The organism is Haloarcula sp. CBA1115 (assembly GCF_000827835.1).
Lineage (GTDB): Archaea > Halobacteriota > Halobacteria > Halobacteriales > Haloarculaceae > Haloarcula > Haloarcula hispanica.
On the sequence record NZ_CP010529.1, the window covers coordinates 857,164 to 880,146 of the forward strand.

The window sequence follows — 22,983 nt, forward strand, 5'->3', positions numbered from 1 at the left end:
GCGGACCTCGACTGGTACTGAATCGCGGACCTCGACTGGTACTGCGTCGCCGCCCTCGGTCCCGAACATACTGGTATTGACTACTCCCGAGAAGACATACGAAGGTTTAGAAGTGCCTGTTTGCTACAGAGGGTCGTGGACCTGGTAGTACCGACCACAGCGTTCATTGCCTTCATCGGTGACTGTACGACCGCCGGCACTCCACTGTCGCCGCTGGAAGAGGCCGTCTGTACGGCCACCGGTCCAACCGGACTGGGTATCATCGCGGTGTACTCGTTTCTGATCGCGTTCATTCTCCCACTCCCGAGCGAAGTTGTACTAGTTCCGGCCGAAACGCTTCGGCTTGGACTCTCTACGAACGGGAATCTGGTGGCGATTATCCTCGTCAGTGGTCTCGGGAAGGCGTTCGGCAGTCTCGTCGCCTTCCACATCGGTCAGGAGGCAAAGGAGTACGGCCCACTCGTGCGCTGGATCAAGCGCTCACGGTTCAATATCATCGAATGGTCGGAGAAGAAGACGGTACAGCTCGCACAGAAGTACGGCTACGTCGGTCTGGCGCTCGCGCTCTGTGTTCCCTTCTTCCCCGATACGATCTCTATCTACGCGTTTACCGTCCTCGAACGCGACTACTATCGGTTCGGCGCGGCGACGTTCTTCGGCAGCGCCGGGCGGCTTGTGGTGACACTCGCACTCGCAGGCGGCACGCTCGTGCTGCTGTGAGCGGCCGGCACACAGATTTATGTAATCTGTTTGAGTAAATGCACGCATGTCCCGAAGCCGTTTGGCGGCCCAGACCCTCCTCGGCGGAATCGTCGTGTTGATCGGCCTGGCGCTGCTCGGACGGTCGACCGGACTGTTCGACGCCAGCGCGCTGTTCGTCTACGTCCCATCGTTGTTCGTCCTCGTCGGCATCTACGCGCTAGTGTCCGGCGGGCTACGGAACCTCGTGGGTCCGCTGCTGGTCATCCTCGTCGCTGGCGCGTGGCAACTGGTCACGCTGGGCGTGCTCGCCGCCCGTGACGTGGTGCAGTTCTGGCCGCTGTTAATCATCCTGTTTGGACTATCGCTCCTCCTCGGACAGTACCGGGCGAAAGCACGATCCGAGCGGAGCGATCACGTCCTGCTATTCGCGTTCTTCGGGGGCGCGGAGCGACGCATCACGGCCGACGCCTTCCGGAGCGCGGACCTGACCGCGCTGTTCGGCGGGATCGAACTTGACCTCCGGGACGTGAGGAGCAGCGACGCGCCGGCCCACGTCAGCACGACGACCATCTTCGGCGGGACCGAGATACGGGTCCCGCGGGAGTGGAACGTCCGCCTCGACGTGCTACCGCTGTTCGGCGCGGCGGAAGACTCTCGCCCTCGTTCCGACGAGGAACACAAGGATGTCGACCTCGTGATCACCGGGTTCGTCGCCTTCGGCGGTCTGGAACTGCTGGACTGACGGACAGCAGCCCGTCCAGCGCGGCGCCGAAACCAACCCCCTTTTGACCCGTCGGTGGCACACGAACAGGTATGAGCAACGACGAGTTTCCGACGGACCAGCCGGCGGTCGTGACCTGTGGGTTGCCCTACGCGAACGGTGACTTGCACGTCGGCCACCTCCGGACGTACGTCGACGGGGACGCGCTGTCGCGCTCCCTCCGACGGATCGGCCAGCAGACGGCGTTCGTTTCGGGGTCGGACATGCACGGTACACCGGTAGCGGTCAACGCCGCCGAGGAGGGTGTCGAGCCGCGGGAGTTCGCGCTTGACTTCCACGAGACCTACGCCGAGACGTTCCCGCAGTTCAACATCGAGTTCGACAACTACGGGCACACCGACGACGAGACCAACGTCGAACTCTCCCAGGAGTTCGTCCGCTCGTGGGTCGAAAACGACCACGTCCACGAGAAGGAGATCGAGGTCGCCTGGGACACCGAGGAGGACCAGCCCCTCCCCGACCGCTACGTCGAAGGGACCTGTCCCTACTGCGGGGAACAGGCCCGCGGCGACGAGTGCGACGAGGGGTGCCAGCGCCACCTCGAGCCCGGCGAGATCGAGGACCCGGTGTCGACGCTGACCGGCAACCCCGCCGAGTACCGCACCCGCGAACACAAGTTCCTCCGGCTTGCAGACTTCCAGGAGTACCTCCAGGGCTTCCTCGACCGCCTGGAAGGCACCGACAACGCCCAGAACCAGCCCCGCGAGTGGATCGAGGGCGAACTGCAGGACCTCTGTATCACGCGGGACATGGACTGGGGCGTCGATTATCCGGAGGACGTCGATGGCGGCGACGAACTGGTGCTGTACGTCTGGGTCGATGCACCAATCGAATACGTGGCCTCGACGAAGCAGTACGCCGAGCGCGTCGGCGACGACGAGTACGACTGGGAGCAGGTCTGGAAGGTCGACGGCGAAGAGCACCACGGCACCGAGTGGGACGACGAGTGGTCCGACGACAACGGCGAAATCATCCACGTCATCGGCCGGGACATCATCCAGCACCACGCAGTGTTCTGGCCCGCGATGCTTCGCGGCGCGGGCTACAACGAGCCCCGGTCGATTCTGGCGACCGGATTTGTCGGCATCGACGGCAAGGCCCTCTCGACCTCACGGAACCGCGCCGTCTGGGCCGACGAGTACCTCGACGCCGGCTTCCATCCCGATCTGTTCCGGTACTACATCGCGACCGGCGCTCAGATTGACACCGACGTGGACTTCTCGTGGGACCGCTTCCAGGAGCGGGTCAACGGCGAACTCGTCGGCAACGTCGGCAACTTCATCTACCGCTCGCTGCTGTTCGCCGAGCGCAACTACGACGGGACGCCCGACGCGCCCGTCAGCGACGACGTGCGCGACCGAATCGAGTCGGCCATCGAGGACTTCGAGGCCGCCGTTCGGGAGTACGACGTGCGCGAACTCGCCGAAATCGCCATCGAACTCTCGAACTACGGCAACGAGTACATCCAGCGCAACGAGCCCTGGAACCTCGTCGACGACGACCCCGAGCGCGCCGAGCAGGTCATCCGTGACTGCGTCCAGCTAACGAAGGCTGTCGCGGTGCTCATGCAGCCCGTTCTGCCAGGCAAGGCCGAGCGCCTCTGGGGCCAGCTCGGCGAGCAGGGCTCCGTCGCCGACGTGACCCTCGACAGCGCGCTCGAAGCGCCGCCGGCCGAGTTCGGCGAGCCCGCGGAACTGTTCGAACAGGTCGAGGACGACCACATCGAGGCGCTCAACGAGGAACTACAGGAGCGCGTTGAGGCGGCCAGCGACGACGAGTCCGAGGACGATGACGGCGAAGCCGCCGGAGACGAAGGAGATGACGACGCAGAGACCGCCGACCTCCAGCCCCTCGTCGAGGACCGCATCAGCTTCGAGGACTTCGAGGGCGTCGACATGCGCGTCGGCGAGATCCGCAGCGCCGAGCCGGTCGAGGGCGCGGACAAGCTCCTGCGGCTGGAAGTTGACATCGGTCACGAGGTCCGGCAGGTCGTCGCCGGCCTCCGACAGCTCCACGACGCCGAGGACCTCCCCGGAACGCGGGTCATTCTGCTTGCCAACATGGAGAAAGCCGAACTGTTCGGCATCGAATCCAACGGCATGGTCCTAGCCGCTGGCGACGAGGCCGACCTGCTGACGACCCACGCGGACGCCCCGCTGGGGACCCGCATCAAGTAAGCCCAGTCGCCAGCGCTTTTGTAGTCACGGCACGTACCGCGAACCATGGATGACGACGGGGCCGCACGAGACGATGCGGCCGCTACGGGTGACACGTTCACCGAGGAGTACGAACTGGCGACGGAAGCCGACGTGATTCAGGTCGACGGTGACGCAGCCGACGAGGAGGAGGGCGCGGTCGCCGGCTCGTTCGCCCCGGACCTGGAAGTGACTCCCGATGCGCCGAAGCCTGAGAACGTTGTCTTCGTCGCGCTAGGGGTCTGCATCGCGATTCTCGCCCTCGGACGGATGTTCCTCGGGGCGGAGATGTACGCGCCGTCCATACTCGGCGGCGTGGTCCTGTCTGTCGCGCTCGGAACCGCTGTACTGTACGGGTTCTTTGTCCGGACGAGCGACGCGTAAGACCTGCACCGGTGCCTTCAGAGTCGCGCTCTCTACCCCGACACTTAATCCTGCTCCGACACTAAGTCGGGGCATGGTGAACCCGCTGGCGGCAGTTGCCCCACTGCAGGCCGAACCACTGTTAGGTATGTCGCTCTCTATTCTGCTGTTTCTGGCCGGCGCGGGCCTCATCGTGGGCGAAGCGCTCGCCCCTGGGACCCACTTTTTCGTCCTCGGCGTGGCCCTGCTGACGGCGGGGCTGGTCGGGCTGTTCATCCCAGCGAGCCTGGGTATCCTCGCGCCACTCATCCTTACTGTCGTCGTGCTTGCAACGACGGCGGTCACGCTCTGGGGATATCGAAAGCTCGATTTCGCTGCGCCGGGCCGCGGCCAGACGCTCAGTTCTGACTCGCTTACGGGCCAGTTCGGAACCGTTACCGAGCGCGTGACCCGGAGCGACGGCCAGGTCAAACTGGAAGACGGCGGCTTCAATCCGTACTATCAGGCCCGCAGTTCCGGCGACCCGATAGAGGAGGGAACGGAGGTCATCGTCATTGACCCCGGCGGCGGGAACGTGCTGGATGTCGAGCCGGTAGAGTCGGCGAGCGACGAAATCGACCGCGCACTCGAACGTGATCGAAACCGGGGCAACGAGAGCGACGACACCGAACCGGAGCGAGAGTCGGAGCGGGCGTAGGTGTGTAATTCGGTAGTTTGTGACAGGGACACCGAAGCCTTTTCCTTGAGCGCTCCGGAGGTTTGACTGTCATGTTCCCCGCGACAGCACCGCTACAGCCTGGAGGACTCATCGGCTTCGTTACCGTAATCTTCCTCCTGATCGCCATCGCGCTGGTATACTCCAGCGTCGTGATCATCCGCCCGTACCAGAAAGGTGCCTACACGGTCCTCGGTACCTATCGCGGCGTCCTCGACCAGGGGATTCACTTCATCTACCCCTTCGTCTCCGACGTGACGCGGTTCGACATGCGGACCCAGACACTCGACGTGCCACGGCAGGAGGCTATCACCCGCGACAACTCGCCGGTGACCGCCGACGCCGTCGTCTACATCAAGGTGATGGACCCGAAGAAGGCGTTCCTCGAAGTCGATAACTACGAGCGTGCCGTCTCCAACCTCGCCCAGACGACCCTCCGTGCCGTGCTGGGTGACATGGAGCTGGACGACACGCTGAACAAGCGGGGCGAAATCAACGCCCGAATCCGGAAAGAACTCGACGAACCCACCGACGAGTGGGGTGTCCGCGTCGAGAGCGTGGAGGTCCGCGAGGTCAACCCGTCCAAGGACGTCCAGCAGGCCATGGAGCAACAGACCTCCGCCGAGCGGAAACGCCGTGCCATGATTCTGGAAGCCCAGGGTGAACGGCGCTCCGCCATCGAGACGGCGGAAGGTGACAAGCAGTCCAACATCATCCGCGCGCAGGGTGAGAAGCAGAGCCAGATTCTGGAAGCCCAGGGTGACGCAATCTCGACCGTCCTCCGCGCGAAATCCGCCGAATCGATGGGCGAGCGCGCCGTCATCGACAAGGGGATGGAGACGCTCGCCGAGATCGGCCAGGGCGAGTCGACGAAGTTCATCCTCCCGCAGGAGCTCACCTCGCTGGTGGGCCGCTACGGCAAGCACCTCCAGGGCTCGGACGTGAAGGAGAACGGGCACGCGCTGGAAGCGCTCGACTTCGACGACGAGACCCGCGAGATGCTCGGTCTGGACGACATCGAGGAAATCCTCGGCCAGATCGACGAGGAAGCGCAGGTCGACGTCGAAGCGATGGAAGAGGAAGCCCAGAAGATCAAGGAGGGCCAGGACAGTGGCCTCGACAGCGCCGACGAGATGATTCAGGAGATGGACGCCGAAATCGACGACGACTCGGGCACGACTGACGTGGCCGGCGGCCCCGACGACACGACGCGAACGTCGGAAGTCGACAAGGACGACTAGTCCTGATAACCAGGCGAAGACGTTTTATTACCGACCCACCTTTTCGGTAGCAATGACGCGTGAGGGCGACGTGGACGAGGACAAGCGGGCGACGCTCCGTCGCTTTGCCGCCCTCGGTGCAGCGAGCCCGTTTGCCCGCTTCGGCGATAGCGGGAGCGAGAGCGACGCGCCCGACGCCATCGCCGGGTACGTCTCCGCACATCCCGGGACGCACTTCTCGAAGCTTCGCGACGACCTCAAACTCGGGACCGGCGAGGCCCAGCATCACCTCCACCGGCTGGAAAACGAAGACGTCGTCGCCTCACAGAAGGACGGCGACTACCGGCGGTACTTCCCGGCTGGCCAGTTCTCCGAGTTCGAACAGGTGGCGCTTGGCTACCTGCGACGCTCGACAGCCCGCGGGATGCTCGTCACGCTCCTTCGCCGTCCGGACGTGACGGCCTCTGAACTGGCCACCGAACTGGACGTTTCGCGGCCGACGGTGAGCAACTACGCCGGCGACCTGGAGTCCGCCGGACTGCTGTCCCGAGAAGACGGGTACGCGGTGACCGAGCCAGAGACAGTGTTGACACTGCTTATCCGGTACGCCGATTCGTTCGATGACGATGTTGCCGAGCTAGCGGGCGAGGCCGACTCACTGCTGCGGTACGATCCCTGAGCTGATTCTTTCCGCCGAGTTACGTCTCCCGGTCAACACCGGTGATTTCGAACCTGGCTCCGCCCGACTCGCTGTCGGTCACACTGACATCCCAGCCGTGGACGGCGGCGATCTCGGCCACGATTGCGAGGCCGAAGCCGGTGCCGTCGGGCGCGGTCGAGTAGCCCGCTTCGAACACCGTGTCTCGCTCGTCTTCTGGAACCCCCGGACCGTCATCAGCGACGTAGAAACCACTGGCGTCGTCGATGTCACCGACAGTAACCGTCACTCCGGTATCGCTTTCGACGATCTCGTCGGACTGTCCCGGACTGCCCACAGAGCCCTGCTCCATGCTGTTTTCGTGCATCTGCGAGAGCGAGGGTTCCGACCCGTGTGCCACGCAGTTCCGAAACAGGTTTTCCAGCAGGCGCTGCAATCGGCGGGGGTCAGCAACGACGACACTGTCCGTATCGGTCACCAGAGTCCCGTTCTCCGTCCCGATAGTCTCCCAGCACGCGCTTGCGGCGGTCTGTAAACTGACGGGCTCGGTGGTCGTCGCCTCGCGTCCGTCCCGTGCCAGCGTCAGGATATCGTCAATGAGCGTCTGCATCCGCTCGTGGGCGTCGTCGATACTGTCGAGGTGGTCGTTGGTCACTGCCTGTTGGGCCAACTCCAAGTGGCCCTGTGCGACTGTCAGTGGCCCCTGAAGGTCGTGGCTGACGACGCTGGCGAAGGACTCCAGTCGATCGTTCTGAACGCGGAGTCTGCGTTCGCGCTCCTTCTGTTCGGTGATATCCTGGATGAACCCCCGAACTGTCCGCTTCTCCGCGCCTTCGACGCGTTTGCCGTGGGTCCGGACCCACCGACAGTCGCCTGTTGCGGTGATGAGCCTGGTCTCGATATCGTACGGTTCCCCGTCTTCGAGGGCCGCATCGACGGCGTCCGAAACCATCTCCCTGTCTTCGGGATGATAGAAGGACAGTCCCTCTTCGATTGTCGGATCGAAGTCGTCGTCGACTCCGTGGATACGGCGAGTGCCCGCTGTCCAGGTCAACGTCCCGGTTTCGTCGAACTCCCAGGCACCGAGGTCGCCGAGTTCCTCCGCCTCGGCGAAGAAGTCCCGTAACTGGGCGAGGTTCTGTTCGTGCTCGATGCGCTCCGTGACGTCCTGGCAGTGCGAGAAGATGGTAACGACATCGCCCGAGTCGTCAGTGACGAGGCGATTGTGCCACTCGACCATGATACGCTCCCCGCCCTTCCGGACGTTCTCGTTGACGCTGTGGTAGCCACCGCTGGCCTCGCTAAGTGCGGACGTGACCGCGTCGACGTGGTCGTAGCTTTCCTCGCTGACGAACACCTCCCACGTCTCGCCGACCAGTTCCTCCTCGGTGTAGCCGAATATCTCTGTGAGAGTGTCGTTGACGCGGACGATTTCGAAGTCTTGGTTATACTCGACGAACCCGAGCGGCGACTGGTCGATAAACAGCGAGAGCCTGTCTTTACTCGCTTCGAGGGCGCGCTGTGACCGGTACTGTTCGACGGCGTTGACGATGCGGTTCGCGAGAAGGGCGTAGTGGCTGGTGTCTGACGTCTTCTGTAGATAGTCTGTGACGCCCGCGGAGATAGCGTCACCGGCGACTGCCTCGCTGCCGCGACCTGTGTACAGGATAAACGGGAGGTCAGGGTAGTCCTCGCGGACAGATTCGAGGAAGTCGATGCCGTTCTCGCCGGGCATTTCGTAGTCGGAAACGATACAGTCGACCGGCTCTGTTTCGAGCAGACGCAGGCCCGCTGCTGCACTCGTTGCGGTCTCGATGTCGAACGCAGGACGCTCTCGCGTGAGGAATGCCGCTGTCGTCTCTGCGTACTGCCGGTCGTCGTCGACGTGAAGCACCCGGATAGCGGAGCCAGCCTCGCCCATTGATGTGTACAACTATGGCTTCAATGGTTATCAATATAGACATTCACCACTTACAATATGTCTGGATATATCAGGGATAAATCGTCTGAAACGATGAATGAGCGACGGCACCGAGCCTTCTCTAGAGTAAGATACAGTTTGCACTCACTCGGACGACCGAGTGAGAGTGGGGATGTATCCGCGGTCGAACCGGCACCGGTTCAGGTCTCGACCATCCACGTCGTCGAGGAGGAGTAGCCCCACTTCTCGACGGCCAGATCGTGGTCGCCGTCGGCGATGGCGGTCATATTGGTCCCGACCTCCTTGGCCGAAAGGTCGAGTTCGTCGCCGATAAGCCGCGATTTGAAATACGTCTGGTCGTCAGCATTGGAACGGAGATACTCCAGAATACGTCGCTGCTTGTCCGAGAGCGGACTGTCGGGGGTTTGTGCGGTGGCGCTCATTAGTACAGGTACTAGCAGTACCGAGACACCCTTATGGGATTTGGTACAGACGGTTAACGGCTCGCAGTCTTGCGGTTTTCACTCGCTCCAAGCGGGGATACTGCCGCGAGTTGGGCCACGCGACAGGTAGTTGGTACAGGCGGGAAACACCGTGAGCGCCCGTCGTCGCTCCGCAGTTGAGACGGTCACAGTCGTTCGCTCCGGCAGTTCTTTAGTAATGGCCCGTTTTGTGGCCGAACGGAGGTCTATCACATTGGAAATCTCGGATCAACTGCTGTGTCTGTTCAGTGCCGATATCCGCGACGAGGGGGACCGGTACGTCGTGGAGGTCCCGCGTCGAGAGATCGAGACGGGCGCAGTCGACTCGGGCAGTACCTATCGTGTTGCGCTCATCTCCGCAGACGAGGGGACAGAGACGGAGGAGGAGACGGTGTCAGACACGCCACCGGACCAGCCACAGCCGCCGGTCGAACCGGGCGAAACGCGCTACGTCGAGATCGAAGACATCGGGAAGCAGGGCGACGGCATCGCCCGCGTCGAACGCGGCTACGTCATCATCGTTCCGGGGGCCGAAATCGACGAACGAGTCAAGATCGAAGTTACCGAAGTCAAGTCGAACTTCGCGGTCGGCGAGATCATCGACGACGTCTGAAACTACTCGTAGGCACTGCCGTCGGGGCGCTTTGCCCCTTCGGAGTCGTGGACGACGACCTGTCCGGCTGACGGGTCGACGGGCCGGTAGTTGTCGCGGACGCCGATGGCTTCTTCGAGTTCCCGAACGGCGCGTTCCTTGAGCGCCGCCGCCAACTCCTCGGCGTCGGCTCTGGAGATATCCCGGCCGAGTCCCTCACATTCGTGAGCCCGGACCATCCCCTCCTCGTCGACGGCTTCGCCCATCGGCTGGCTCGTCCCGCCCAGCGCGACGCTGAACGGGTAGGTCCGGCAGATGAGCGGGCGGTCGCCGTGGACCGTACAGGCACCCGTGCCATCGTCGTCTTCAGCGTAGAACGTGCAGTCGCCGCAGTCGTCAGTCTGGAGCGCCCACTCGAACGTCTCACCCTCGGGGCCGTCCGGGCCGTCGGCCAGTCCGTACGGCATCGGGCGGGCGACGTCACGGAAGTCGTACTCCCCGGCGGACTGTAGCTGCCTGATCTCGTCGGGAAACACCGTCGCCGTGTGGGGTTCGGCGTCGGTTTCTCCAGAGCCGTCGTTCTCATTCTCACCGGCACCACCGGCGACTCTGTCCGTCTCGTCGGCACCCTCTCCCCTCTCGCCACACGCCGACTCGGCCTTGCAGCAGGCCCCACAGCGGGTGCATTCGAACCCGATGGTCTCGATAGCGTCGGCCAGTTCCGACTCGTCGAGCGCGCGGGCCCGTTCGAGTTCGGTTTCCAGGGAGTCCACAGCCGTGGTAGCGGGCCGACGGGCAAAAAGGCGTCACTCCGCCGGGTTCGGTATAGCCCGGGCACCGTCCCACGAAACAGTGCCCTCGACGGCGAGCTTTTCGAGGTGAGCCAGCACTGTCGCGCGGGCCAGGTCGCGCACCCCGGTAAGGTCCTTTTCGTAGGCGGCGTCGAGGATTTCGTCGAGTGTGTCGGCCCCGTCGTCGTTGACAGCCGCCCGAACACGTTGCTCGCGCTCCAGTCGGTGGCTGATGAGGCGCGCACAGGTCTCCCGCGGCGTCTCGATACGCGGGCCATGGCCCGGTAACAGCACGTCGGGGTTTCTGGCGTGGAGTCGCCGCAGTGACGCGAGATAGGCCCGAACGTCGCCCTCTGGTGCGCCGACGACGACGCTGCCCTCGGCCACGGCGAGGTCGCCGGAGACGACGGTCCCGTCAGTTGCGAAGGCGACGTGCTCCGGCGCGTGGCCCGGCGTGTCGAGGACGGTCACCGGGCCGGCGTCGGTCGGAATCGTCGTCCCGTCGCTGAACAGTTTGTCAGGGGTAACGCCGGTCGCAGCCTCGAATGCGGTCGCCCGGCCACGCCGCGCCCAGACCGTCGCGTTCGTCTCTCTGGCGTAGTGTGCGACGGCACCGGCGTGGTCAGGGTGGTAGTGTGTGAGCGCAATGTGAGCGAGGGTGCGGTCACTGAGAAGCGAATCGAGCGCATCATCCGTATCCGCGGGGTCCACGAGAAGAGCCGCCTCGTCGCCGCAAACGTATACCGCCGTGGTGCCGGTCGGTGCCCGCGTCGGGACGGGCACGTCGGCCCGCTGCCAGTCCATACCGACGGGTCAGACTGTGAGGAAATAAACCTGTTTGCGTGCGTCAGTGAAGCTGTACCGCGAGTCGACCAGCTCTGACTCCTCCAGTCGGTTCAGGGCGTACCTGACAGTCCGGTCCGGGAGCAGCGAGTTCTCGGCTAGTTCGCCCTGTGACAGCGGGGCGTCGTCCTCCAGCACCTTCGCGACGAGCTTCGCGCTCGGCGGGAGTTCACGCAGGGTGTCGCGGAACTCCTCGTCGGTGAAAGGTGCTGGTGCAGCGTTTTCAGTTAATGCGCTCATAGTGGCTGATATTCCAGACTTACTGGTAAAACTTGGCTATATGCATGACCAAACAATACAGATTCTATGAAGTGTTTAATGTGTCCTTATACAGAACCGCCATCGTGCGGTTCTCGTCGCTATCCGGAAAGTACGACCAGAACTATCAGGGCCGAGAGCGCGAGCGGATCTGACCTGACTGGAAAACAGCCAAACCGATGAAAGGGGATTCCAGTATCGTTTTATCCCCCGCGGGGTGAGCAATACACCGTGAAAGGGCAGGAGTGGTATCAGGCCGACACCGTGGCCGAAGAGTACGAGGCCAAGCGGTTCTCCCGTGGCGGTCGGCTTATCGACCGACGCGAGAAACAGGCCGTCCTCGACGCAATCGGCCCCGTGGCCGACAAGGACGTGTTAGAGGTAGCTTGCGGAACCGGACGGTTCACTGTGATGCTGGCCGAGCGCGGCGCGAACATCACCGGGCTGGACATCTCAGGACCGATGCTCCAGCAGGGCCGTGAGAAAGCACAGGCGACTGGTGTCGACGACCGTGTCGAGTTCATGCGGGGTGATGCGGCCCGGCTCCCGTTCCCGGACGACCACTTCGACACCGTGTTTGCGATGCGCTTTTTCCATCTGGCGGACACGCCGGCGGCGTTCCTCGCTGAGATGCGCCGCGTCTCGAAGGAACAGGTCTTCTTCGATACGTTCAACCGGTTTTCGACCCGGTCGATATACAACTGGGCGCTCCCGATGGGGTCGCGGCTCTACTCCCGCTGGGAGATCGACCGGCTGCTGGACGGAGCCGGACTGGAACTGACCGAGGCGAACCACGACTGGCTGCTTCCCTACGGATTCTACCGGAAGATTCCGAACGAACTGGCCGCCTCGTTCCGCTCGCTCGATACGGCGCTCGGCGGCACGCCACTCGGCGAAAAGCTGGCATCGGTGTCGTACTGGAACACCCATGTGTAGCTCGCCGCCGCTCGGACAGCCCGTTTTCCCTGAATGGATGTCGCCGTCCGTCTCCCGCGACTTTTAAGCGCCTTCGCCGCCGTACCCAGAGGTATGGATATCTCGGTAGTGGTCCCGACGTTGAACGGCCGGGAGGAGCTGTCCGGCTGTCTGGACGCACTCACCGAGCAGGTTCCCGATGCCGAAGTGATTGTGGTCAACGGCCCGTCGGCCGACGGCACGACGGGCATGGTCCGCGACCGGGACGACGTGTCGATCCTCGTCGAGATCGCCGACCGCTCGGTCACGGTCGCCCGCAACGCAGGGATCGACCGGGCAACGGGAGACGTTATCGCGCTCGTCCACCAGGCTCTCTCGGTCGAGTCCGGCTGGGCTGACGCGGTGAAAAACGGGCTCTCGGGGGCAACCCAGGCCATCACCGGGCCGACACACCAGCAACTCTGGGCCGGAATGACGACCGAAACCGAGGAGACGCGGACGATAGCCGGCCGCGACGTGACGTATTTCAATCCCGGAAACGTCGCGTTCGACGCGGAGGTGCTGGAAGCGCTCGACGGGTTCGACGAGTACCTGAACGTTGGCAGCGCCCGGGACTTCGCGCACCGGATGGCCGCCAGTGATTACGGCGTCGACTGGAGCACGGCGATGTGCGTCAGCCGCGAGTTCGAGGCCGACGGCGGCACCACGGAGACCGACTGGAACTGGAAGTACCGCTCGCTCGCCTACCGGCTGGTGAAGAACTACAACGTCCGCCCAACCGTGTTGCGGCGACTCCTCAGCCACGCGGTGAGTGACGCGACGGACGCGCTGATCGATGTCGTGCGCGGGGAGACGACGCCGTCGCAGTGGCTCGGCAACGGGCAGGACGTGTTCGGCGGCGTCGGATCCGGCATCGTCGACGGCCTCCGCGCACGCGTGACCGACCGGACACCCTGTCGGAACCCGAACGGCCGCTCCGCGCGCGCGGACCGCGCGGTGACTGTGTACGACTGGCGGTAGTAGCGGTAACCGGTACTGGCCGCAACCGTTCGACCGGAATAGGAGTTGTCGGCGGTCAGGGGGCCAGCGCCTCGATGACGCGGTTGGGATTGTTCGAGAACACCTTTCGCATCGCGTCTTCGGGAACGTCCAGTGTCAGAATCTCCATCACGGCCACGTTCGGGTGGACGCTGGGGACGCCGCTCCCGAAGAGAACGCGGTCAGGGTGTTCCAGAATCGCCCGCTCCATCGGCCGCCGGTAGCGGACCGCACTGGTGTCGAGATACAGATTGTCGTGGGTCTCCAGCAGGTCGATAGCTCGTTCCATCAGGTCCCGCCGGAGCGGGTGGGCACCGAAATGCGAAAGGATGACCGGGAAATCGTACGCTAACAGCGATTCGGCGACAGTTTCGGGCGGAAACCCTTCGCCGCCGTGGACGATGACGGGCAGTGATACGGACGCCAGTTCTGCGAGGACTTCTTCGTCGGGTAGTCCGTCAGTCGGTGGATGGATCTTGAAGCCATAGAACCGGTCGTCGTAGGCGTACTGCTCGATGTCCTCGGGCGAGGTGTGTTCCTCCGTGCGACTGCTCGCGAGGTTGCGGAGGGTCGACCCGGGACCGGTCCCCGGGTCCCGAGCGCCGTTGACTCTGGCGAAGGCGACCATCGGCCGCTCGACAGTCATCCGGGCGACGGCGTTGTTCGCTTTCAGATACGAGCCGTCTCGCTCGCCGGGAAAGACGACGGAGCGGACGACACCGGCCTGGTGCATCTCCCGTTCCAGTTGCTCCGGGTCACCCATACCGTCTCGGGGTCGGCGCTGCTCGTCGGGTTCCAGTCGCGCGTGCACGTCGACCACCCGAAAGCCGTGCTCCAACTCCAGCATCTACTATACGGTGTGTATACACCCATATTAAAAGGTGTGTAGGTCCAGCCGGGATTACAGGGACAGCACGGCGCTGTCACCCGACGAGCGGTCTACGCCGTTAGAAAGTTTTATATAGAACCGCTTGCCTTGTCTTAAGTGAGGTTCAACACATATGTCATCTGGCCAGCGACGCATGGGCGGCCAGCCTCTTTTCATCCTTGATGAGGACGCCCAGCGCACACACGGGAAGGACGCACAGTCATCGAACATCTCCGCCGGAAAGGCCGTAAGCGAGTCCGTACGGACCACGCTCGGTCCCCGCGGCATGGACAAGATGCTCGTCTCCGACGACGGTGATGTGGTCATCACCAACGACGGGGCGACCATCCTCTCCGAGATGGACATCGAACACCCCGCGGCCCAGATGATCGTCGAAGTCGCCCAGACCCAGGAGGACGAAGTGGGCGACGGCACGACGACGGCGTCCGTGCTGGCCGGGGAACTGCTGACGAAAGGCGAGGACCTGCTCGACGACGACGTCCACCCGACAACGATCGTCGAGGGGTACTCCGCCGCGGCCGAACTCGCACAGGACGCTATCAACGAGCTCGTCCTCGACGTCGACCTCGACGACGAGACACTCGTCGAAGTTGCCGAGTCCTCGATGACCGGCAAGGGAACCGGTGACGTCGAGGCCGAGAAACTCGCCGAAGTCGTCGTCGACGCCGTCCGCCACGCCAAGAGCGACAACGGCGTCCGCCGGGACAACATCGAAGTCCACACCCAGACGGGTGCGGCTTCCTCCGCGACCAAGCTCGTCGAGGGCGTTATCGTCGACGAGACGGCCGTCCACGACAACATGCCGACCTCGGTCGAGGACGCGTCCATCGCGGTCATCGACACCGAACTCGACGTCCGCGAGAGCAACATCGACGCCGAGTACAACGTCTCCAGCGTCGACCAGCTCAACGCCGCGCTCGACGCCGAGGAGCAGGAACTCAGCGGCTACGCCGAGGAAGTCGTCGAAAGCGGCGCTGACGTGGCCTTCGTCACCGAGGACGTCGCCGACCGCGTCGCCTCCCAGCTCGCCAAGGAAGGCGTCTTCGTCGCCGACAGCATCGGCTCCTCGACCGCCAAGGACATCGTCGAGGCCACCGGCGCGAAGCGCGTCGGCTCGCTGGAAGCCCTCGACGAGGACTCGCTCGGCCACGCCGACAGCGTCGACGTCGAGAAGCAGGGCGACGACGACGTGACGTTCATCACCGGCGGTGCGACCGCCGAGTCCGTCACGGTCATCGCCCGCGGCTCCACCGAACACGTCGTCGACGAGCTCGAACGCGCGCTCAACGACGCGCTCGACACCGTCATCGCCGCGCTCGACGCCGGCGGTGTGGTCCCCGGCGCAGGCGCGACTGAGATCGCTATTGCCGACCACATCCGCTCCGAAGCGGCGTCCATCGAGGGCCGCAAGCAGCTCGCCGTCGAAGCGTTCGCCGACGCCGTTGACGTGCTGCCCCGCACGCTCGCGGAGAACACGGGCCTCGACGCAATCGACGCGCTCGTCGACCTCCGTGCCGAACACGAGAGCGAGGGCATCGCCGGCATCATCAGCGAAGGCCAGACCGGCGTCGTCGGTGACCCCGTCGACTACGGCATCCTCGACCCCGCCGCTGTCAAGCGCGAAGCGGTCGACTCCGCCACCGAGGCGGCGACGATGATCGTCCGCATCGACGACGTTATTTCGTCGAGCTAAGCTGGTTTAGACATCAAACCTGTTTTCTTTTGACCGCGCCAGAGAGCGGCGCGACCGCTGTAGAAACCACCGCTCAGTCGCCGCTGGGCTCGACAGAAAGCGTCAGCGTCGCATCGGCCCCGTCAGCGAGCGCTTCGACGAGGTCCCGGTCAACGTCGCCGGCCGCCGCGTCGGCGTTTACCATCACAGTCCGGTCATCGACGTAGTCGCTCGTCCGCAGGACGTGGCTCCGGTCGTTCTCGAAGGAGAGGTCGGGATGGCCGGTTCCGGTCACAGTAACGGTCTGCTCGCCGGCTTCGATAGTCGCTGTAATCGTCGCGTCGGCGTCTTGGCAGGCCGTTACGAACTCGCTGTCGAAGTCGGCAGGAACACGGTCGGCCTCGATAGCGAGGATGCAGTCACCTGCAGGGGTTAGAAAGTCGTCGCTCGTCACTTCCAGCGTGCTGGCGTGCTCGCCGGAGACGTTCTCGTGGCCCTGTGCACGGACCACTTCCTCGAGTGTCATACCTCCCGGTCACTGCCGGGCGTACTTCAGCGGGACGACTCCGACCTGACGACGGTAATCGTCACCGCACCGCAGGCGCACTCGTGGGCCTCGCGGCGGCCGGCCTCGGTCTCGAACACCAGCGCTGGCTCGCCGAGCGGGCGCTCGCAGTGCTGGGCCTCGCAAGTCGGTGTCGCCGCCTCGTGTAGTTCGGTGAGCATATCTGGATAGTAGATGGCTACCTATGTCAAGGCGAGCCATCCCCGTAGTGAAAGTGAAAGTGAAGCCGTGGGGCAAAGGATATGCCCCCGCGGAACGGGCCACAAGGTATGTCGCTGGAGTGGCGCGGCGCGGCGGTTGCGCCGGACGACGAGATGCCGTCCCCGGAGTCGTGGGAACCGGTGTCAGTGCCCGGCCGGCCCGAGGGGTTCGCCGGCGCCGAGGCCGTGGCCTACGAAACGACGTTCTCGGACCCGCGGGACGAGAGCGATGCACACACGCTGCTGGTGCTGAACGGAGCGTACGCGCACACACGCGTGTGGTGCAACGGTGATCTGCTCACCAGCCACGACACCTACTTCGAGCCGCTCCGGGTTCGACTCCCCGAAAGCGAGGAGTACCGGATCGTCGTGGAGTGTCGCGCGCCGGCGGACCGTTTCGGCGGGTTGCACGCGACCGACCAGCTACCGCCGGAGCGCTGTGTCCCGGGCATCTGGTGGGACGCACGGCTCGAAACCCGGCCCGACCCCTGCGTGAGCGAGCTTTCGGCCCAGCCACAGGTATCGGAAGCCGACGTAACCGATGCGACAGTGGAAGTGTCGGCGACTGTCCTGTCCGAAGAGCCGCTTGACGACCGGATTACGCTCTCACTCCGGCCGGAGGGTGACGTTCGTGGCGGCGGGATGATGGACCGCGCTCGCGTCTCGACTGACGAGGAGACGACGTCGGTGACCTACACGATAGACGTGCGCGACCCGTCGCTGTGGTGGCCCCACGACCGCGGCGAGCAGTCCCGCTACGTCCTCAGCGCGAAGCTCGATGACGACGAACACTCGGTGACGACGGGACTACGTACTGTTTCGTACGACGACGGCCTGCAGGTCAACGGCGAGGAGGTGCCGGTTCGCGGCGTGACACTGCTGGACCCGACCGCGGAGGACGTCGTGCGGGCCGTCGACGCCAACGCAAATCTGGTCCGGGTTCGGGCACAGGGGACGCCGCCCGAAGTGGCCCGCGCCTGTGACGACCACGGCGTCCTGCTCTGGCAGGACCTCCCGTTGTCGGGCCCCGGTTCGTTCGACAACGAACGGGGAACCAATCTCGCGGCACGGCTCGATGCGACCTACGCGCAGCATCCCAGTTTCGCGGCGGTCGGCGTTCACGACGAGCCAGTGTCACCCTACGCCGACGGCCTTGGGTCCGGGTTCCTCGACCGACTACGCTTTCGCTGGCGGGCCTGGCGAACCGGATACGACAGCACCGAGGCCGAGACCGTGGCTGGGGCCGTGGACTCCGTCCCGGCGTTCCCGGTGGTCGGCCCGCCCGGAATCGACCCCGACGCGGCCACGCTGTACCCGGGGTGGCGGTACGGCGACACGGCCGACCTCCCATGGCTCTGTTCCCAGTTCGGCGTCGGCGACGTCGTCGCCGGCTTCGGGGCCGGCGCGCTCGGGACGGCCGACCAGGCGGATACCCCGGGGTTCGACCGCGCCCGGCACGACCGCCACATCGGCGACGGGGTGGCTGGGTCACAGGCGTACCAGGCTGACGTCGTCCGCGAGGTGGCCGAGGGATTGCGCCAGCGCCGCGCACCGGTCGTCGTCCTCGACAGCCTCCGGGACGTCGGCGACGCGGGCATGGGTGTACTCGCCGCTGACGGGAGCGAAAAGACGGCACACGACGTGCTCGCCGACAGCTACGAGCCCACACAGGTCGTCCTCTCCGCACCCAGTCCCGGAGAGCGGGACGTCGTCGTCCTCCACGACAGGCCGGAGAGCACGAACCTCACCGTCGAGTGGGACTGCAACGGCGAGCGCGAGCAGGCCGAACACACTGTCGGTCCTTTCGCCCGCGTCCCCGTCGACACGCTCACGCTGTCGGCCGGCGACGAAGTGACACTCGCCGTCACCGACGGGCAGCGGGTCGTCAAAAACGAATACACCATTAGCCAGTAATATATGTCCGTGATATACAAGGGTAATCCGGTGAGGTTACGACCGGTTCACCCGCCGAATTGGGGCGTGTGAGACGTTGACGCGGTATTCAATGCACCGGAATGTTTAAACAATATCCACCTCTATTTGTAGACACCAGAACGCTTCCGCGTTCAGGCAGTATCGCTTTCAGCCCAACATGAGAGGGAACCCTTGTTATTGGTGTCAGCCCCTCAGTAGTGGGCCGACTGTCTGTGCTGAAGCGGTGATGGCATAGAGGATTCAACAATGGCAGACTCGATAGACGAATCAAAGAACGTTACAGTAACCGAAGAGGATCTCGAAAACAAATCGAAAGGCGAGCTCATCAAACTCGCCGGCCAGCTCCGCGACCGACGGAACGAGCTGAACCAGATGGCGTCCGAGCGGGCCTCCGCCCGTGACGACCTGAACGCGAAGACTCGCGAGAAGGTCGATGAGGCCCAGGAACACCGCGAGAAGCGCGACGAGCTCAACGAGCAGGTCCAGGAGCACAAGGACCAGCGCAACGAGCTCAATGCGGAAGCAAACGAGCTGTTCGACAAGGTCGACAACCTGAAAAACGACCTCGAACTCGACGAGGGCACGTCGGTCGAACAACTCAAAGAGGAGATCGAAGACCTCGAGTTCAAGCAACAGACCGAAGTACTCTCCTCGGAGGACGAGAAGGAGCTCATCGAGAAGATCGAGACCAAGCGCGAGAAGCTCCAGGAGAAACAGGAGAAGCTCGACCAGGGCGGCGACCTCGAAGAGCTCAAAGAGGAAGCGGAAGAGGTCCGCTCGGAAGCCTCAAAGCACCACCAGAAGGTCACGGAGCTGGCCGACGAGGCCCAGAAGCACCACAACGAGATGATCGAGGCCTACCGCGAGGCCGACGAGATCCGTGACGAGGCCGACGAGAAACACGAAGAGTTCGTCGAAGCGCAGGAAGCGGCCGACCAGCACCACGAGGACTTCGTCCGCGTCCAGAAGCGCCTCCGCGAGCTCGACAAGAAGGAAGAGGAGCAGGAGCGCTCCCAGCGCGAGGAGAAGCAGGAAGCCGCTCGCGAGGAAGCCGAGGAGATTTATCAGAAGTTCAAGGAGGGCGAGACCCTCGACACCGAGGACCTGATGAAGCTCCAGAAGGCCGGCAAGCTGTAAGTCTGTAGGATTTTCTCTCTGTTTTCACCGATTGTAGATGCATCACTCACTCGGCCTGCTCCAGCTCAGCGCGCTCTCGCTCGTCCCGACAGCTCTCGGTGGAGTCCTGTTCGGCCTCGCACTCGCCGCGCCACCGGGTCCGATGAACGCCGTCATTGCTGAGGAGAGCGCACTGCGGGGCTGGCGGGCCGGCTTTTTCGCCGGCCTCGGCGCGATGACCGCTGACGCCTGTTTCCTCGTGCTCGCCGTGCTCGGCGCTGCGACAGTCATCACCGAGACGCCAGGCGTTCGGCGCGTGATGGTCGGGGCCGGCGGGCTCCTGATGCTCTGGTTCGCCTACGGTGCAGTCAAAGAAGCGAATACAACAGTTACCGAGGGGGACTCGTCGGTCACGTCTGGGGACAGTCGCGGCTTTCGCAAGGCACTCGTGCTGGCGCTGACCAACCCCTATCAGGTCGCCTTCTGGCTCACCGTCGGCGTCGGCCTCCTCGAACCCGGTGTGGTCGACGTGGCGTCGTACGTGCCTGCGGTCGGGACTGATGCGCTAACCGTCCAGACCGGACATCCGGTGCTGCTGGGTGGGTTTTTCGGCGGTATCGGCCTCTGGATCACGGGGTTTCCGGCGGCGATTGTCGCCGCGAGAACGCGTATCGAGCGGCTCGCACCGCTAATCGCGTGGGTCAGCGCTGCTGTTCTCGCCGGGACCGGCGTCCTGTTCCTGCTGCGAGCGCTATGAGTCGCCCATCCCGGTCGCCACGTCATCGAGGTCGTCTTCGACGGCCATTTCGGCGACCTCCATCGTCAGCCACTCCTGGAACCAGCGGGTCCGCTTGAGCCGCTGGTGGACGATGGACTCAGCGGTGTCGCTCTGAACACGCTCGCGGGCATCCTCGCCGCGCTCGATGACCCGGTCGACCATCTCGGCCGCGTCCATGTGCGTCCGGGACTCATAGCCCATCCGCAACAGCATCAGGGCGGTCCCGTTCGCGCCCACCTTATCCAGAATGTCCGCCTCGATGAGACACTGTACTTCCAGGGGTAGGTCGTCCAGCGGCCCCTGATACGAGTGGGCATCGACGGCGGAGCAGACCTGTTCGATAAACGATTCGGGGTAGTCACCGTGTGCCTTCAGGTACTCGCGTGCGATCCGAGCGCCGGCTTCCGCGTGGAGGTCCTGCTCGGCTTCCAGTTTCGCGATGTCGTGAAACAACGCTGCCACGCGAGTCACGTCCACGTTCGCCCCTTCCTTGCGGGCGATTTTTGTCGCGATGTCGACGACGTTGAGGATGTGGTTGAAGCGGTATTCCGCGGAGTGCCACGGGTACCAGCGCATGCGGCCGCCCTCTTCTTCGTTTTCGACGCTCGCCGCAAGGTAGTCGTGGACGAACTCCTTCATATCCTCGAACGCGTCGGCTGAGACAGGTGACTCCCTAATCTCGACGCCCACAGCACCACCTCCGGAGACGGATTTCGATAGTCATCTTACACATATAGACGTACGTTCGACTCTTTAGCGTTACGACAGGGAGAACGGCTGCCACACCCGGTATTTCTGTCTGCAAACAGCGTCACAGAACCGGCCTTCGGAGCGGTTGTCCGGACGCCGGACAGCCACCATCCCTGGCCCCGACTCCGTGTCGAGTTGGGTCGCTGTCGGGTGACTGCCGACGACTGGTTCTCAACGGCTGAGAACATTAGTCCGGCTTTTTACAGCTAATAGATAAATCAGTACATATGCCTCTCCAGCCACTCCACACGCCCGTCGGCGATGTGTCGATCGTTACCCACGCGATAAACGAACACGCAGTGACTGACGTACTCGTCGGCGTCGGTATCGCCCTGTGTCTGTTCGGACTGTACTACAAGCTGATACTGGTCCCGGCGAACAGGCAGGAATCGTCACAGCGCTCGGGAGACCAGTCGCCCCCGTAATTACAGGTAGGCGGCGTCCCAGCGCATCGGCTTGCGAACGTTCCCGCAGTTGTCACATTCGATGCGCCCCATCGAGTCCATCGCGTTCGCCAGCGTCTCGCAGTTACTGCAGTAGTAGCCGTAGCGGTCGCTGCCCTCCTCTGTGACGTGGACCACATGGAACGGCGCCATCGACCCTGACTCGTGGTTGTTGTGGTCGACGTAGACCGTCCGACCGTCGTCAGTTACGGGTTCGCGACCGAGTTCGTCGGCGTCGGTGTAGAGGTTCTCGACGTAGGTTCGTCCGGCGATGTCGACTTCACCCGTGCCGGCGCGTTCGAAGCCGCGGTCCTCGTAGAAGCTGTTGCCCTCGACGTTGTCGGCCAGCACGCGCCCCTGGAGTGTCTCGGCACCCCGGTCATGGAGTTCCCCGTGGGTCTCGTCGAACAACGCTGACCCAATCCCCTCGCCGCGGTATGCCGGGTCGACGTGCAGCCAGAGAATCGTCCCGATACTGTCGCCCGACAGGACGCTCTCGGAGAGGCCGACCACCTGCCCGTCCTGCTCACCGACGAGAATCAACCGATTACTATCGTCGTCCAGCACTTCCTCGATGCGCGCTTCGTCGTACCACTCCTCGATAGCGCTCGTAATCGCCTTCGGCCCCAGCGAATACGACGCCTCTAGTGAGCGACGCGCCACGTCACGGATAGCCGGCCGATCCGACGGCACTGCCTCCCTGATTTTCATATGCCACTAGTTGGCACGGAACATCATAAATCTACAGTTCAGTGTCAGAATTTGTGACACCCGTTGGGCTATTCATGCGAGGACACCGCGAATTGTGACCTCGACCGGCCTGTAGCTATCCTGTCCACTCGCTTGCGCGTCGGACAGGAATGCGGGCGCTGTTCGTGCTCATGTCGTAGGGTACTTCGGGCGGATTCGAACCGCGGTCGCTCCGCGTTGCTCCACTCCCTGCTTTGAATCCGCTGAACATATTTGTCGCTCGCGGTGTTGCTCGCGACAAAAGTAGTCCCGGGCGGATTCGAACCGCCGTCAAGGGCTCCAAAGGCCCTTATGATTGGCCACTACACCACGGGACTTCGCTTCGCTCGTCCCGCGTACCTCGCAGAACCGTCCGGTTCTGCTCACCACCACGGGACTGCACTTACCGCGTTCGGAATAATCGACGGAACG

At 63.8% G+C, this 22,983-nt stretch carries 25 protein-coding genes and 1 tRNA gene; 15 read left to right on the forward strand and 11 right to left on the reverse strand.

Annotated elements, in window-relative coordinates:
• Positions 1-135 precede the first annotated feature (135 nt).
• The 7 genes from SG26_RS04165 (at position 136) to SG26_RS04195 (ending at position 6,655) form a co-directional block, all read left to right on the forward strand.
• Positions 136-720, forward strand: a complete 585-nt coding sequence (locus SG26_RS04165) for a YqaA family protein (protein ID WP_050036920.1) — start codon at positions 136-138, stop codon at positions 718-720.
• 46 nt (positions 721-766) lie between these two features.
• Positions 767-1,444 (forward strand): LiaF domain-containing protein, encoded by a 678-nt coding sequence (locus SG26_RS04170; protein WP_050036921.1) that lies wholly within the window; start codon positions 767-769, stop codon positions 1,442-1,444.
• A gap of 71 nt (positions 1,445-1,515) precedes the next feature.
• On the forward strand, positions 1,516-3,660 hold the full coding sequence (metG, locus tag SG26_RS04175) for a methionine--tRNA ligase (protein ID WP_050036922.1): 2,145 nt from the start codon (positions 1,516-1,518) through the stop codon (positions 3,658-3,660).
• A 45-nt stretch (positions 3,661-3,705) separates the two neighbouring features.
• A complete protein-coding gene (locus SG26_RS04180; RefSeq protein ID WP_050036923.1) occupies positions 3,706-4,062 on the forward strand; it encodes a hypothetical protein in 357 nt (118 codons plus the stop codon).
• 73 nt (positions 4,063-4,135) lie between these two features.
• Entirely contained in the window at positions 4,136-4,738 is a 603-nt protein-coding gene (locus tag SG26_RS04185) for an NfeD family protein (RefSeq protein WP_014041028.1), read from the forward strand.
• Between the two features lie 71 nt (positions 4,739-4,809).
• The gene (locus tag SG26_RS04190; protein WP_050036924.1) at positions 4,810-5,997 is read left to right on the forward strand and encodes an SPFH domain-containing protein; all 1,188 of its coding nucleotides are present in this window, start codon (positions 4,810-4,812) and stop codon (positions 5,995-5,997) included.
• A 52-nt stretch (positions 5,998-6,049) separates the two neighbouring features.
• Positions 6,050-6,655, forward strand: a complete 606-nt coding sequence (locus SG26_RS04195) for a MarR family transcriptional regulator (RefSeq protein ID WP_050036925.1) — start codon at positions 6,050-6,052, stop codon at positions 6,653-6,655.
• 19 nt (positions 6,656-6,674) lie between these two features.
• Here SG26_RS04195 and SG26_RS04200 read toward each other — a convergent pair whose 3' ends face one another.
• Both SG26_RS04200 and SG26_RS04205 read right to left on the reverse strand, forming a co-directional pair.
• Entirely contained in the window at positions 6,675-8,555 is a 1,881-nt protein-coding gene (locus SG26_RS04200; protein ID WP_050036926.1) for a PAS domain S-box protein, read from the reverse strand.
• Between the two features lie 200 nt (positions 8,556-8,755).
• Positions 8,756-8,998: a hypothetical protein gene (locus SG26_RS04205; RefSeq protein ID WP_050007044.1), complete on the reverse strand. Its 243-nt coding sequence runs from the start codon at positions 8,996-8,998 to the stop codon at positions 8,756-8,758.
• 253 nt (positions 8,999-9,251) lie between these two features.
• Here SG26_RS04205 and SG26_RS04210 point away from each other — a divergent pair, with 253 nt between their 5' ends.
• Entirely contained in the window at positions 9,252-9,650 is a 399-nt protein-coding gene (locus tag SG26_RS04210; protein WP_050007045.1) for a TRAM domain-containing protein, read from the forward strand.
• A gap of 2 nt (positions 9,651-9,652) precedes the next feature.
• Here SG26_RS04210 and SG26_RS04215 read toward each other — a convergent pair whose 3' ends face one another.
• Genes SG26_RS04215 through SG26_RS04225 form a run of 3 tightly spaced genes read right to left on the reverse strand, consistent with a single transcriptional unit; the run spans position 9,653 to position 11,503 of the window.
• The gene (locus SG26_RS04215; RefSeq protein WP_050007046.1) at positions 9,653-10,402 is read right to left on the reverse strand and encodes a YkgJ family cysteine cluster protein; all 750 of its coding nucleotides are present in this window, start codon (positions 10,400-10,402) and stop codon (positions 9,653-9,655) included.
• A 33-nt stretch (positions 10,403-10,435) separates the two neighbouring features.
• A complete protein-coding gene (locus SG26_RS04220) occupies positions 10,436-11,224 on the reverse strand; it encodes an MBL fold metallo-hydrolase (protein WP_050036927.1) in 789 nt (262 codons plus the stop codon).
• A 9-nt stretch (positions 11,225-11,233) separates the two neighbouring features.
• A complete protein-coding gene (locus tag SG26_RS04225) occupies positions 11,234-11,503 on the reverse strand; it encodes a helix-turn-helix domain-containing protein (protein WP_004591318.1) in 270 nt (89 codons plus the stop codon).
• Between the two features lie 249 nt (positions 11,504-11,752).
• Here SG26_RS04225 and SG26_RS04230 point away from each other — a divergent pair, with 249 nt between their 5' ends.
• Both SG26_RS04230 and SG26_RS04235 read left to right on the forward strand, forming a co-directional pair.
• Positions 11,753-12,457 (forward strand): class I SAM-dependent methyltransferase, encoded by a 705-nt coding sequence (locus tag SG26_RS04230; RefSeq protein ID WP_014041035.1) that lies wholly within the window; start codon positions 11,753-11,755, stop codon positions 12,455-12,457.
• A gap of 93 nt (positions 12,458-12,550) precedes the next feature.
• Positions 12,551-13,456 carry a glycosyltransferase family 2 protein gene (locus SG26_RS04235; protein WP_014041036.1) on the forward strand — a complete coding sequence of 302 codons (906 nt, stop codon included), beginning with the start codon at positions 12,551-12,553 and terminating at the stop codon, positions 13,454-13,456.
• Positions 13,457-13,511: 55 nt separating this feature from the next.
• On the opposite strand, the gene SG26_RS04240 is transcribed toward SG26_RS04235, so the two are convergent.
• A complete protein-coding gene (locus tag SG26_RS04240; RefSeq protein ID WP_014041037.1) occupies positions 13,512-14,321 on the reverse strand; it encodes an amidohydrolase family protein in 810 nt (269 codons plus the stop codon).
• 175 nt (positions 14,322-14,496) lie between these two features.
• On the opposite strand from SG26_RS04240, the gene thsA reads away from it, so the two are divergent.
• Entirely contained in the window at positions 14,497-16,056 is a 1,560-nt protein-coding gene (gene thsA / locus SG26_RS04245) for a thermosome subunit alpha (protein ID WP_014041038.1), read from the forward strand.
• Between the two features lie 73 nt (positions 16,057-16,129).
• Here thsA and SG26_RS04250 read toward each other — a convergent pair whose 3' ends face one another.
• The gene (locus SG26_RS04250; RefSeq protein WP_050007049.1) at positions 16,130-16,561 is read right to left on the reverse strand and encodes a DUF371 domain-containing protein; all 432 of its coding nucleotides are present in this window, start codon (positions 16,559-16,561) and stop codon (positions 16,130-16,132) included.
• Between the two features lie 26 nt (positions 16,562-16,587).
• Positions 16,588-16,761, reverse strand: coding sequence for a hypothetical protein (locus SG26_RS21505; RefSeq protein ID WP_165353761.1), 174 nt, complete (start codon positions 16,759-16,761; stop codon positions 16,588-16,590).
• Between the two features lie 108 nt (positions 16,762-16,869).
• Between SG26_RS21505 and SG26_RS04255 the strand changes: the two genes are divergently transcribed.
• The 3 genes from SG26_RS04255 (at position 16,870) to SG26_RS04265 (ending at position 20,608) form a co-directional block, all read left to right on the forward strand.
• Positions 16,870-18,714 carry a hydrolase gene (locus SG26_RS04255; protein WP_050036928.1) on the forward strand — a complete coding sequence of 615 codons (1,845 nt, stop codon included), beginning with the start codon at positions 16,870-16,872 and terminating at the stop codon, positions 18,712-18,714.
• A 267-nt stretch (positions 18,715-18,981) separates the two neighbouring features.
• Positions 18,982-19,872 (forward strand): coiled-coil protein, encoded by an 891-nt coding sequence (locus tag SG26_RS04260; RefSeq protein ID WP_014041042.1) that lies wholly within the window; start codon positions 18,982-18,984, stop codon positions 19,870-19,872.
• A 37-nt stretch (positions 19,873-19,909) separates the two neighbouring features.
• Positions 19,910-20,608 (forward strand): LysE family translocator, encoded by a 699-nt coding sequence (locus SG26_RS04265; protein ID WP_050036929.1) that lies wholly within the window; start codon positions 19,910-19,912, stop codon positions 20,606-20,608.
• On the opposite strand, the gene SG26_RS04270 is transcribed toward SG26_RS04265, so the two are convergent.
• On the reverse strand, positions 20,603-21,319 hold the full coding sequence (locus SG26_RS04270; protein WP_008312457.1) for an HD domain-containing protein: 717 nt from the start codon (positions 21,317-21,319) through the stop codon (positions 20,603-20,605). The genes SG26_RS04265 and SG26_RS04270 overlap by 6 nt on opposite strands.
• 287 nt (positions 21,320-21,606) lie before the next feature.
• Here SG26_RS04270 and SG26_RS04275 point away from each other — a divergent pair, with 287 nt between their 5' ends.
• Positions 21,607-21,804 carry a hypothetical protein gene (locus tag SG26_RS04275; protein WP_008312456.1) on the forward strand — a complete coding sequence of 66 codons (198 nt, stop codon included), beginning with the start codon at positions 21,607-21,609 and terminating at the stop codon, positions 21,802-21,804.
• On the opposite strand, the gene SG26_RS04280 is transcribed toward SG26_RS04275, so the two are convergent.
• Positions 21,805-22,533 carry a GNAT family N-acetyltransferase gene (locus SG26_RS04280; protein WP_014041044.1) on the reverse strand — a complete coding sequence of 243 codons (729 nt, stop codon included), beginning with the start codon at positions 22,531-22,533 and terminating at the stop codon, positions 21,805-21,807. It lies immediately after the preceding gene.
• Between the two features lie 283 nt (positions 22,534-22,816).
• A tRNA-Gln gene (locus SG26_RS04285) sits at positions 22,817-22,889 on the reverse strand.
• Positions 22,890-22,983: the final 94 nt, after the last annotated feature.